Origin of the sequence: Coprococcus sp. HCN-4056, from assembly GCF_037892645.1 — a bacterium.
Classification (GTDB): domain Bacteria; phylum Bacillota; class Clostridia; order Lachnospirales; family Lachnospiraceae; genus Coprococcus; species Coprococcus ammoniilyticus.
Genome location: NZ_JBBKBL010000005.1, coordinates 143,547 through 156,431 on the forward strand (window position 1 = coordinate 143,547; position 12,885 = coordinate 156,431).

9 protein-coding genes are annotated in these 12,885 nt (G+C 41.7%); 1 reads left to right on the plus strand and 8 read right to left on the minus strand.

The window, feature by feature from the left end; translation table 11 throughout:
* Positions 1-193 precede the first annotated feature (193 nt).
* Positions 194-1,615, plus strand: a complete 1,422-nt coding sequence (locus WKT03_RS09025) for an alanine/glycine:cation symporter family protein (RefSeq protein WP_340391636.1) — start codon at positions 194-196, stop codon at positions 1,613-1,615.
* Between the two features lie 486 nt (positions 1,616-2,101).
* Here the strand turns inward: WKT03_RS09025 and WKT03_RS09030 are convergent, their stop codons facing one another.
* The 8 genes from WKT03_RS09030 to WKT03_RS09065 form a co-directional block, all read right to left on the minus strand.
* Positions 2,102-3,040, minus strand: a complete 939-nt coding sequence (locus tag WKT03_RS09030) for a D-2-hydroxyacid dehydrogenase (protein ID WP_262530163.1) — start codon at positions 3,038-3,040, stop codon at positions 2,102-2,104.
* 106 nt (positions 3,041-3,146) lie between these two features.
* Positions 3,147-4,733 (minus strand): glycerophosphodiester phosphodiesterase family protein, encoded by a 1,587-nt coding sequence (locus WKT03_RS09035; RefSeq protein ID WP_118675624.1) that lies wholly within the window; start codon positions 4,731-4,733, stop codon positions 3,147-3,149.
* A gap of 17 nt (positions 4,734-4,750) precedes the next feature.
* Positions 4,751-5,140 (minus strand): glycerol-3-phosphate cytidylyltransferase, encoded by a 390-nt coding sequence (tagD, locus tag WKT03_RS09040; protein ID WP_021943559.1) that lies wholly within the window; start codon positions 5,138-5,140, stop codon positions 4,751-4,753.
* Between the two features lies 1 nt (position 5,141).
* Positions 5,142-7,184: a CDP-glycerol glycerophosphotransferase family protein gene (locus WKT03_RS09045; RefSeq protein ID WP_340391638.1), complete on the minus strand. Its 2,043-nt coding sequence runs from the start codon at positions 7,182-7,184 to the stop codon at positions 5,142-5,144.
* Positions 7,185-7,304: 120 nt separating this feature from the next.
* On the minus strand, positions 7,305-9,545 hold the full coding sequence (ppk1, locus tag WKT03_RS09050; protein ID WP_340391640.1) for a polyphosphate kinase 1: 2,241 nt from the start codon (positions 9,543-9,545) through the stop codon (positions 7,305-7,307).
* A 70-nt stretch (positions 9,546-9,615) separates the two neighbouring features.
* Positions 9,616-10,275 (minus strand): HD domain-containing protein, encoded by a 660-nt coding sequence (locus tag WKT03_RS09055; protein WP_021943556.1) that lies wholly within the window; start codon positions 10,273-10,275, stop codon positions 9,616-9,618.
* A gap of 427 nt (positions 10,276-10,702) precedes the next feature.
* Positions 10,703-12,043 carry a citrate/2-methylcitrate synthase gene (locus WKT03_RS09060; RefSeq protein ID WP_340391642.1) on the minus strand — a complete coding sequence of 447 codons (1,341 nt, stop codon included), beginning with the start codon at positions 12,041-12,043 and terminating at the stop codon, positions 10,703-10,705.
* Entirely contained in the window at positions 12,018-12,539 is a 522-nt protein-coding gene (locus tag WKT03_RS09065) for a MarR family winged helix-turn-helix transcriptional regulator (RefSeq protein WP_117808847.1), read from the minus strand. Before WKT03_RS09065 ends, WKT03_RS09060 begins: the two co-directional genes overlap by 26 nt.
* Between the last annotated feature and the right edge of the window lie 346 nt (positions 12,540-12,885).

Sequence of the window (12,885 nt, forward strand, 5' to 3'; positions counted from 1 at the left end):
GCTGTTTTTACCGCTATTTTTTCACAAAATTAAGCAAATTCTGTTGCATTAGCGTAGAAAAGTATGTATTATATTAAAATATTGTGTTATTTTTATAAATATTTGATTTTTTCATAATATAATTCTTTATTTTATTCATATAATTTATCAGAATAACACATCACCACAATACAAAAATGAAAAGGAGAAAATCATGTGGGCAACTGTAAATGAAATCTTAACAAAAATCGATGATTTTGTGTGGGGACCTCCACTTATGGTCCTTATTATGGTCGGTGGAATTCTTCTCACAATCCGGATGGGCGTTCTTCAGATCCGCAAACTGCCACTAGCACTCAAATGGATGATCAAAAACGAAGAAGAAGGCGAAGGCGAAGTTACTTCCTTTGGTGCACTGTGTACTGCTCTTTCCGCTACGATCGGAACCGGCAATATCGTTGGTGTAGCAACTGCGATCGGAGCCGGTGGACCGGGAGCATTATTCTGGATGGTACTTGCTGCATTCTTCGGAATGGCAACCAAATACGCAGAAGGTCTTCTGGCTGTCAAATATCGTGTCGTTGACAAGGACAACCATGCACTTGGCGGACCATTCTACTATATTGAAAGAGGTATGGGCTCAAAATGGAAATGGCTTGCAAAAATATTTGCTTTCTTTGGTATCTGTGTAGGTCTGTTTGGTATAGGAACCTTCTCTCAGGTAAATGGTATCTCTTCCGCTGTTAATTCATTCTTTGATCCTGACATGCAGTGGACGATTAATATTCCAGGGATCGGTACTTATTCATGGACCGTTGTTATCGCTTCCCTGATCTTAAGTGTATGTGTTGCACTCGTTCTGATCGGCGGACTGAAGCGTATCGCAAGCGTATCCCAGATCATCGTTCCATTTATGGCTGTTATCTATATTGTTATATGTGTGATGTTACTGATCTGTAACATCACTAAGATTCCTGAGGCTGTTGTTATCATTGTAAAGAGCGCATTCAAGCCTTCTGCTGTTGCAGGTGGTGTCGCCGGTTCATTTATCGTTGCTATGCAAAAAGGTGTAGCGCGTGGTATCTTCTCAAATGAAGCCGGTCTTGGTTCTGCTCCTATCGCAGCAGCCGCTGCCCAGACAAAGGAACCGGTTCGTCAGGGTCTTGTATCCATGACAGGTACTTTCATCGATACCATCATTATCTGTACAATGACAGGTCTTTCCATCGTTCTTACCGGTGCATGGAAAGTAGAAGGTTTACAGGGTGTTCAGGTTACCACATATGCTTTTAACGAGGGACTTCCGATTCCTGCAACGATATCAAGCTTCCTGTTAATGCTCTGTCTGGTATTCTTTGCATTTACAACTATCCTTGGATGGGATTATTACTCTGAGCGTTGTCTGGAATACTTATCCGGCGGCAAAAAGAAATCCATCATGATCTACAGATGGTTATACATTCTTGCTGTATTTATCGGACCTTACATGACAGTTTCTGCTGTATGGACGATCGCCGATATCTTCAACGGACTGATGGCTATTCCTAATATGATCGCCATCTTTGCTTTAAGCGGTGTGGTTGTAAGGGAAACGCGTGATTTCTTCAGCCGTCATAATAAGCAGCCTTTTGAATAAATTGTTAAAATAAAATAGAGGCCCCTGAGATCTAATTCACATATTATTACGCAAGACACTTTCGTTCTATCTTCATGTAGCGGTACTAGGCTCCTGCTTTCGCAGATCGCTAAGGACCGACATTCAGATAGGCTTGCTTCATAATAGTGAATATATATCTCAGGGTCCTCTATTTTATTTTTCTGCACTATACTAATTCTTTCCCCCCGCTTCATATAGTTAATGGGTATCAAGTCACTTTGCAACACTTCATACCACATCATATTTTATTTTTTGGGTATCTGCTTTCATTTTAATAATCTATACCCTTATCTCTACCTTACTTTCGGGTATTATAGCCCATAGTAAGCATCCATACCCTGAAATCATTTTATTTATGGGTATAAAATCATTTTATTTTACACTATACCCATCTTCTTAATAATTTCCGGGTATCAGGTTGATTTCATAACATTTATACCCATATATGCGTTTTTTGTATTAATGCTATCTCTTCTCAGCAAAACCCTTTACATGGTCAAGGACGATCTGCATCAGGCGGGTACGGGCTTCGGTACTTGCCCATGCGATATGTGGCGTGATGAGCAGCTTATGGCTGTCCTTTATAGCAAGTAGCGGATTGTCCGGCTGTATCGGCTCTGTCCGAAGGACATCTAAACCTGCGGCTGCGATCGTGCCCTGCTTCAAGGCTTCTGCAAGATCTTCTTCTACTACGATCGGTCCACGTCCAAGGTTCAGGAAGATTGCATCCTTTTTCATCTTTGCAAATGCCGCTTTATCCATCAGATTCTCGGTATATTCATTTAATGGCGCATGAACCGATATAACATCAGAAGTCCGAAGAAGTGTATCCAGATCTACCTGCTCATAACCCTCCTGTGACGGTCTGCCGGATGCTGAATAATAGATCACATGGACACCAAATGCCTTCGCTATATCTGCTACCTTTCTTCCGATCGCACCAAGTCCAATGATACCCCATGTCTTTCCGGCAAGCTCTGTAAACGGCTCGCCAAACCAGGTAAATACATCATTTTTCTGGTAAGAGCCATTCTTTACATAATCATCATAATACCGAAGCTTTTCAAGCAGATAAAAAAGCATGGCAAATGTATGCTGTGCAACGATCGTAGTGGAATATCCGGCTGCATTTCTCCATTCAATTCCCCGTTTATCCAGATAGTTCTTATCCAGATTGTTTGTTCCGGTTGCCGCTACACAAACCAGCTTCAGATTCTGAGCCGTTCCAACCGTCTGCTCATTTACCGGAACTTTATTCACAATGATAACTTCTGCATCCTTCACCCGATCCGGAACTTCTTCCGGCTGTGACATCTCATATGTTACAACTTCTCCCAAAGCCTCAAAGCCCGTCAAGTCAATATCTTCTCCTATCGTCTTACGATCTAAAAATACTATCTTCATATTTATTTTTAATCCTTTCATCTATTTTTGTTATCCGACATTCCATCCACCCTGACAGCAGACACAGGCAAATAGAACATCGGAAAACCTAGAAAATATGGGAGAATCAATCAAGATTCTCCCATACTGCTGCCATAATTACTTTCATATTCTTCCTGACATCGAAATCCGGGAGCACATCTCCATCCTTGAAAATACATGCCTGAATACTCTTTCTGACCGTATAGTCCTTCGCTGCATGGAATAATCCATCCGTCGAATACCACAAATTTTTTCCTTCAATGGATATGCGCAGTTTCCATCCTGCAAATCGTTTTCCCGGTACTTCGTATCCGCATGCCCGCAGTGTCTGCCCTTCGGTATGTTCCCAGATCGTCTTATCCCTGTATTCCAGATTTCCACTCTTCAACCGGGTAAGCGTTCCCGCATTCTCATCTCCATCGGAAGTCTCCGGGTAATGACTGACTGCTTCCTTATGGTTGCTGTTGTACCACACCATAAACGGATATCTGCCAAATGTTTCCTTCGTTGCTTCCAGTGCTTTTTCCGTTACAAAATCTGTACAGATCATATCCACACCAAGCTGGAACAGATAATTGGCATAAACAGCATCATCTGAAACCGTATAACAAAATGCATACAGACCGGCATCATGTACCTTCCGGACATTTTCCTTTGTTACAAAATTCGTCCGCATTGCAACACTGCATATTCCATGATCCAGACAATAAGTAAGGATCGCATCCAGCTTATCGATATTTAATCCAACCAGATACATGTAATTTGCAAAATGATATACGGAGTCGATCTGTTCATACATCGGCTGGCTGTATACCTGCATCAGCAGACGATCGAGCAGACCTTCATCCTGCCGGAAATCCTCCAGCATAGCGGCAACCCGTTTCTCGTTCCCTTTTTTTATATTATGGAAATCAATTTCAAATGTATAGGCAGGTTCATTCTTTGCCTTTTCATAGAACTGTCTCGCATCCATGATCGAATGTCCATGGATCGGTATCTGCATTGCCTGTTCATATGTCATATGTGCAAATTCCGGCTTATACGAAACCCCGGTGCACTTACAATTATTCTCTGTCCAGCCATGACACAATACCAGACGGTCATCCTCCGTATAGGAAAGATCGATCTCAAATGACTGATAGCCTTCCTTTTTCCCATGTTCAAATGCCTCTGCCGTATTATGATAGGTTGTACCATCCATACCGCCAAATGCATGTGCCATCAGTTTTTTCGAGAATATCTCATATCCACAGTTTCTGCGGATTCCATGTTCATCCTCCCACTGTGCAACCAGATAGATCTCATCATCCGCAGCTTCATACAAAGACTCTACCGATGCCGCGATCGGTATCAACTGCTTGCAAGCTGTGCCGTCATAAAAAGAATCGTGCCAGTTATGATCCGTTCCATACCATATCCATCCTTCTTCTGTACGCTTTCTGGCATAATAACCGATGCACTTCAGATCGGAATTGGAAAATACTGCTTCAACAGTCAAATCCCCACCATCAGTATTTGAAACAAACTTTTTTTCTTTCCCGAAGTCCCCGTCCGGAAGCCAAAATGAACGGCGGACAAAACGTTCACCGTTCTGTCTGCCGCCATTTCCATCATAGATCAATGTATATTCTTTCTTTTCCTGTTCCCGTTTCCAAGGCAGATGAAATTTCATTTTCCGCTACCATCCTTTTATTTTCCAAGATCATCTTTGATCTGGGTGGTTGAAATGTCTGGTGTTCTTGGAAGATACACGACATCACAATAGTCTTTCAGAAAATCAAACTTTCCTTCCCAATCATTTCCCATAACAAAGGTATCGATCTTAAATTCTTTGATATCTTCTGATTTCTGTTCCCAGCATTCCTCCGGAATGACAAGGTCAACATAACGGATCGCCTCTAATAACTGCTTTCTTTCCTCATAAGAAAAATAACATTTCTTATGCTTCTGATTCCAGTTAAATTCATCTGTCGAAAGTGCAACGATCAGATAGTCTCCTAATTCCTTTGCTCTCCGTAACAGATTAATATGTCCGTAATGCAGCAAATCAAAGGTTCCATATGTTATTACCTTTTTCATATTATTCTCCTTCTCTTATCACAGCAGCGTTGATCGCCTGTGTCAGATCTTTTGCATCCTTCATATAACAAACCGGACATGCATCCCCGATCATCTGACTGATATATGCATACTGCTCTTCATTCTTCACAAATACTGCCCTCATATAAGATGCACTTACCTGTAAGGCATCCTTCAGGAATGTATTATTGTTTTCTGTGATCTCTTTGTACATAAGGTCACTGATAATCATTATTTTATTTGGCTGATCCATAAATGTCAATGACAGAAGTTTTTCCGGATCTGTCACATCAAGCAATACAGCCAGATCAAAGGCAGCACGTCCCAGAAAACGCCTGACTGCTGCTGCATAATCATATTTCCATACGGACATTGCCTGTCCTATCGTAATCTTCCCACTTTCGTAAAGTTTCTTCGCTGTACATCCCATCGCGCTTGGGAAATAATCAGCGGTTGTTCCGATAACCGGAACTTTATTCAGCAACGGATATGCTGAATCCTTATTCTCATTGACCATATCCTGATTGCAGGAAATAAATAATTCCACCGTATCACTTCCGGCACAGTTTTCCGCTGTTTTTCTAAGCCACTGTGTCTCCGTACACTCGGATAGCGCATCTGAATAGATCATTACTTTCTTTTTCTTATTTTTCGGAATCGCTTCTACTACAACTTCATCCTCGGTTCCCAGGAATAAACTGCAGAGCTTGTGCGCATTCTCAACAGAATCGTAAGCACAGAACTCCTGATATGCTGCTTCATCATCATAGGTCTTACCACGGTTGATCGCCGCAAGTACCTCTTCCGGTGTTACTGCCTTATCAAAAGGGAGCTCCATCAGATCCATATAAGTGCCACGTTTCTTACGATACAGCTCATAGTCAGCGCAATATAAAACAATCTGCCGGCGAAGTGCCAGATAATCATAGAATACACTGGAGTAATCCGTGATCAGTGCATCCGTCAATGCCAACAGCTTATAGCTGTCCACTGTCGGAGGAAACTGGCGGATCCTCTTAAACTGACTGTAATCCAGCGAATCGCTGACTCTGTGATGCAGATTTACATAGAGGATCTGATCCTCTCGGAGATTTGCATCCAGATAATCCAGAAGCTCCTTTGATTCCGCAACAACCTGATCGACCTTAAGATAATCCTTCCAGGTTGGCATGTAGGCATAAATGTGCTCCCCGTTCGGTGCAAGCATCTTGCGCAATTCTGTCTGGTCACTCTGCACAGCCTCTAACATACCACCGGTTCTTGGATAACCGAGCTTTAAGACCTTACCCGGCATCAGGTCTGCAACCTTATAGGATTCCAGCATATGTTTTTTTGTATAATCATTTGGATATAACAGATAGTCTGCATCAATGAAATTGCTCTGCTGAATGCCATTCTTATGCTTTCCTTTTGCATTCTTTGCAAGTCCCAGCTTTTTAAGCGGGGTTCCATGCCAGATATTAATGTACATCTGACCTTCTTTCTTCACCCATGCAGCCGTTAAATACACCTCAGTCAGAAGAAACTGTGCCGTTTCGATCAACTCCATATAGACAGAATCCGGAGTCACCGCTTCTGTACGGCTCCATCCGTTCTGTCTGATATAGGTCTTTACAATCTCTTCTGTATCTTTGGCTGTTTTGACATAGATATGAAAATCTTTAAATGCATCGTTATGATTTAATTCATTTAAAATATACTGCATACTGCCACGGACATTTTTTCCGAGTCCCATCAGTACAACCCGTCCCGGTACGATCTTACTGTCATAGTAATAATCGGTCACCGTACGCTTGCCGACCGGAATCTGGTTCTCTTTCGCCCATGCCTCCATCTGCTGTAAACTGTTTTGCCGTTCCTGATACTCCGGTGTTCCTTCTCCGGTTACAGCATGATAATCCACCAGTCCATCTGATGATGGCTTCTTCCATGTATCTGTCTGAATTATGGAAGCCGGTTTCTTTTCCTGACCTGCATCTATATTCTGCGGCTTTTTTTCTTCCTTTACATGCCGCTTAAATAATCCTGTTATCGAAAGCTTCATATCGTGTTAAAACTCCTTATCTTTTTAACCTGTTTTACCACTTATAGTATATCTATTTACAGGTAAACTTTCAATAACATTTTCCCCTGTGTCAGGTTCTATTTTCTGACTTTGTCTGAATTACACCGTCTGTTTCTTCTCCGTATCCATATCCTGCTTTCTTAAAAGCTGATGAAAAGCATCTCCGGCTTCCATATATGCTTCCTCGTAAAAATATTCCTGTGAATTTAAGACAGGTCCCACCATTGACAGTTTCTGATAACTGCCATCCGGCTGCTGCTCTCTGGCTTTCACATTATCGCGAAGCATCGTTGCAAACATCTTCCTGACTTTATTCTTCACCGTCTCATCATAAAGCGGTGCTGCGACCTCCACACGACGAAGTGTATTTCTCGTCATAAAATCAGCCGATGCGATATATACCTTATCCCTGTCATGCGTTCCGAAAATATAGATTCTGGAGTGTTCCAGGAAACGTCCTACAATACTTACAATATGAATATTACCGGTATCTCCCGGTATTCCACTTCTTAAGCAGTTAATGCCACGGATCACCATGTCGATCTTTACTCCGGCTCTGGATGCATCGATCAGCTTATCTATGATCTTCTTATCCGTCAGTGAATTGATCTTGATTCCGATATAGGCGGGCTTTCCTTCCTTTGCGATCTGAATCTCATTCTCGATCATGGCAAGGACCTTATTCTGGAGACATTTTGGTGCAACCAGCAGATGTTCCATATCTTCTACTACAGAACCAAGCAGAATCGCCTGAAATACCTTTGCTGCTTCTTCTCCAATTCTCTTATCTGCTGTGATCAACGACAGATCCGTATATAATCTGGAAGTCTTTTCGTTATAATTTCCGGTTCCGACCTGCGTAATATACTGAATCTCATCTCCAACCTTTCTGGTGATCAGACACAGCTTTGAATGAACCTTTAAGCCATCAATTCCATATACGACATGGCAGCCTGCATCCTCTAACGTACGGCTCCACTCAATATTATTTGCCTCGTCAAATCTCGCCTTTAATTCAACCAGTACATCGACCTGTTTGCCATTTTCAGCAGCTTCGGTCAGTGCCTCTACCACCTTGCTATTTCTTGCCAGACGGTAAAGTGTCATACGAATAGAGATAACCTCCGGATCACGGGCAGCCTCCTGAAGCATCTGCAGAAATGGTTTAATGCTCTCATACGGATAGGATAATAAAACATCATGATCCAAAATCTGTGGTATGATATGTTCATTGCTCTTTAACATCGGAGATGGCTGCGGTACACGTCTCTGATAGACCAGATTTGCATCTTTTCTCAGAATATCCTCGATCTGGAACAGGAATGAAAGATCAAGCGGAGCCTGATTTAAGAATACATGTGGCTCTTCCATCTCTGCATACTCACATACCTGTTTTATCATATCTTCATTGATATCACGGGATAATTCCAGCCGTACCGGTGCAAGCTTCTTTCTGAGCTTTACGATCTGTGCCATCTTATCTCTGTAATCAAGATCTTCATCATAGACGGCATTAAAATCAATATCCGCATTTCTCGTTACGCGGATCACAGATTTTTCCAGAACCTTATAGCCCTTATACACCTTTGGCAAGAAATGCAGGATCAGTTCCTCGACCAGCATATAGGTATCATCCTTTGTCGGAATCCGGATCAGCCTTGGGAATACAGAACTGCTGCATGGAATAATCCCGATTTTTTTCTTACCATTTCTTGTGCCAAGAACAGCAAGCGCGTAAATCTCCTGTCCCTTCAAAAACGGAAATGGCTGCTTTCTTCCAACGATCATAACCGATAACAACGGTACGATCTCTTTCATGAAATATTCTTCCAGATATTTGCTCTCTGATTTTGCAAGTGCTTTAAAATCCGTCAGATGAACGCCCTTCTCACCAACCTCCTTCATAATGGAAGCATAGATGGCATCCTTTCTTTCGTTTAGTTCCGCAACTCGTTTTAAGATTGCCTCGATCTGCTCTCCCGCTGTCATATTTGTCTTGTTCTCCCGGAGTTTCTGGCTTAACAGCTTCTGATCCTCCAACGAACCGACACGCACCATAAAGAATTCATCCAGATTGCTCTGAAAGATAGACAAAAATGTCATCCGCTCGCACAATGGAACACTGGTGTCCTCGGCTTCTTCCAGCACACGTTCATTGAATTTCAGCCATGATAATTCACGATTTTCATACAATCCGATATGATTCACCTTTTTTACCGTTTTTTCTTCCTGTGTTTTCTCTCCCTCTGCTTTCTGTTTATTATTTCTTCCAAATCGAGTATTTTTTTCTGTTTCATTTGCCACTTCTACATTTTTCAGATCCTTTTCTTCGTTATTCATTCTTTTTATCGCTCCTGTTATTTTCTCTTTTATGTAATGAAATATTCTTTGAATCGCCATACACCCCCTGTCAGATTACCCGTTGTTTATTGATCATAAGCCAGAATTCCAGCCCAAGCACCTCGGCTGATTTCCTACACAGGATCATACGTTGTAAAAAGATCTCAAAATAATCCATAACGGCACACATAGATTTATCGATCTTTAATTTCAGCTCAATATGTGAATCCTTGGTAATCTTCAGTTTGTTTTCTTTTACGGCATAGTTCACTCTGTCATGAATATCAAAGGATGAAATATCCGTATTTCTGACTCTTGAATTTCTCACATCACTTTTATCCGCGATCAGCAATGCTGCTGCGATCGGATTTACCGGAAATGCCGCCGACTCATCGTGATTGCCTATTGCTGTTATGATCGTCGCTGTATCCTCCGGATCTGCACCCATATCGTCCAATATCCGAAACGCCATGACCGCACCCGACTGCGCATGTCCTTCCCGGTTCACAACATTTCCGATATCATGCAGATACCCTGCAATACTCGCAAGCTCCGCTTCGCGCTCGGAATAGCCAAGTGTCAGCAGTATCTCCCTTGCTGTCTCTGCTACACGTTCCACATGTGCAAATCCATGCTCTGTATATCCCATTGCATGTAAGGATTCGTCTGCCATCCTTATATATGTCTGAACCGCTTTGTTCTTTTTTACATCTTCAAATGTTACTTTCATACGTCATCTATCTCTCTTCTGCTTCACTGTTTTTCAATTTACACCATCCCGTTTTTTGCTGCTATCAATCACTTGAAAATTTTTTGTAAAATTGTAGTAAAATCATTCATTTTCGATGTATTACCAGCATCCTCCAAATGATTCCCCCTATTTCCGGCACTTTCGGTCCCTCTGAAAATCATCTGAAAATTTTACATTTCTTTCTAAGTATATGTGATCTGTTGCATTTCTATTTATGTAAAATGTATGTTTACGCAGATTCCTTCTGTATATCTCCTTCTGTATATTTCCTTCTGTATTATCTGATTTATTTTATAACTGATACAACGATCCATACATAAAAACAGACAGTTTATAAGAACCTCAATGGGTCCTTATAAACTGTCTGTTTTCATGTTATAAACTATGCTTGGTTTTTGGCTTTTGTTTATATCTGGGGATTTTTCTCCATGATACTCATATATGCCGGACGCATGATCCGGTTATTCGTGATCAGCTCCTCGATCCTGTGTGCGCTCCATCCAACGATACGTGCAACTGCAAACATCGCTGTATAAAGCTCCATCGGGATTCCCAGCATGTCATATACAAATCCGCTGTAGAAATCCACATTTGGACTTACACCCTTGAAGATCTTGCGCTGCTTTGCGATCAGCTCCGGGGCAAGCTCCTCTATGTTCTCATACAACCTGAGATCTTTTTCCCTGCCCTTTTCATGAGCCAGCTTAACGACATAATCCTTGAACACCCGCTCTCTCGGATCTGACAAGGAATATACGGCATGTCCCATACCATAGATCAGTCCCTTATTGTCAAATGCTTCCTTGTTCAGGATCTTGCTTAAATATGCTTCTATCTCATCTTTATCTTCATAGTCTTTTATATGTCCGCGAATATTATCCATCATTTCCATAACCTTGATATTGGCACCACCATGCTTTGGTCCCTTTAAGGATGACATAGCAGCCGCCATTGTGGAATAGGTGTCCGAACCGGAGGACGTAACAACTCTTGTTGTAAAGGTTGAATTATTACCACCACCATGCTCCATATGAAGGATCAGTGCCGTATCAAGTACCTTTGCCTCTACCTTGGAATATTTCTTATCCGGACGAAGCAGCATGAGAATATTCTCAGCCGTTGACAGATTCTTTGCCGGACGATGGATGAACATACTGTCATTCTTTACATAATGATTATATGCATTATATCCATATACAGCCAGCATCGGAAATTCACTGATCAGCTGGATACACTGACGCAGAGAATTATTCACACCGGTATCCTTTGCATTCTTATCATAGGATGCAAGCGTCAGGATACTACGTGTCATGGAATTCATGATATCCTCTGTCGGCGCTTTCATGATAACATCTCTTGTAAAATTCGATGGCAGCGTACGAAGCCCACCGACGATCTTCTCAAATTCATGCTGTTCTTCTGCATTTGGCAGCTCACCCATCAACAGAAGATATGCCACCTTTTCAAACCCCAGTTCATCTTCTCCCAGACTTCCGATCAGATTCTCCACCCGATAACCCCTGTACCAGAGTTCTCCATCACAAGGTACTTTCTTGCCATTCTGCACCTTAGAGGATACAATCTTTGAAATATTCGTCAGACCGGTCAATACACCAACTCCGCGGTCATCGCGAAGTCCGCGATTTACTCCATATTCATCATATAATCTTGGTGCGATATAATCATTTTTCTCGCATATCTTTTCCTGTATTGCCACATACTCATTCATTTTCATCAGACTCATCATCGTTCTTCACCACCTGCATTTCTTCAATCTCACTCTCCATAACCGTATCCAGCTCCTTCATCAGGATCAACAGATTGATCATATTCTCTTTGCCGAATTTGTTAATTACATTTCCGTAAAAGTCCTTAATGATCGTTTCCTGCTCATGAAGCTGTTTCGCACCGGCATCCGTAATCGTTACATAAGTGCCGTCCGTACCATTTCCATCATGTGACCATTTGACATAGCCGCAATCTCTGAGATCCCTTACCGTCTTTGATGTCCTGCGAATGCTCATCTGCATCCGGACGGACAGATCAGTCAGATATGCCTTTCCTCCATAAATAGCAGAATCTCCGCTGATCGCCTCTATACTTTGCAGCGCGACATATTCCGCAACACTTAATTTAGAAAATAAATGCCGTACGGAATCCCTGCTCATCATGTATTTTCTGTAGGTAAATTCATTCGATAATTTCGTAATATCAATTTCCTGTTCGACTTTCTGTTCCTGCATAAACAACCTCCCTTTCCGGTACACATATAAAAGCCCCTGTTATCGCCCAACGTATATTATTTCACTAGATTGTACACAACAACAAGTACAAGTGTCCCTTTGATCTGTCAATTCTCTGTCCCTATGTAGTTTTATTTCTTGATCTTTTTATAGATTTTTCGTATCTGTTCCAAACATGAACGGAACAATGAATGAAAAGATTTTATTGAAATAATAGATTTAGATATACTCTACTTGATATGATAAATGAAACTTCCGGCTTCTGTCAACCGACTTTATCCTTATTTAAGAACTGCGCCGAAAATTTTAGAATTATGATAGAGGAACATTATCATTATGGAGCAAG

Bases quoted from the DNA above. Each gene is read 5' to 3' on its own strand.
- WKT03_RS09045 (WP_340391638.1), bottom strand. From the start codon at position 7,184: ATGAAGCTTTCGATAACAGGATTATTTAAGCGGCATGTAAAGGAAGAA.
- WKT03_RS09055 (WP_021943556.1), bottom strand. From the start codon at position 10,275: ATGAAAGTAACATTTGAAGATGTAAAAAAGAACAAAGCGGTTCAGACA.
- WKT03_RS09060 (WP_340391642.1), bottom strand. From the start codon at position 12,043: ATGATGAGTCTGATGAAAATGAATGAGTATGTGGCAATACAGGAAAAG.
- ppk1 (WP_340391640.1), bottom strand. From the start codon at position 9,545: ATGAATAACGAAGAAAAGGATCTGAAAAATGTAGAAGTGGCAAATGAA.
- WKT03_RS09065 (WP_117808847.1), bottom strand. From the start codon at position 12,539: ATGCAGGAACAGAAAGTCGAACAGGAAATTGATATTACGAAATTATCG.
- tagD (WP_021943559.1), bottom strand. From the start codon at position 5,140: ATGAAAAAGGTAATAACATATGGAACCTTTGATTTGCTGCATTACGGA.
- WKT03_RS09035 (WP_118675624.1), bottom strand. From the start codon at position 4,733: ATGAAATTTCATCTGCCTTGGAAACGGGAACAGGAAAAGAAAGAATAT.
- WKT03_RS09030 (WP_262530163.1), bottom strand. From the start codon at position 3,040: ATGAAGATAGTATTTTTAGATCGTAAGACGATAGGAGAAGATATTGAC.
- WKT03_RS09025 (WP_340391636.1), top strand. From the start codon at position 194: ATGTGGGCAACTGTAAATGAAATCTTAACAAAAATCGATGATTTTGTG.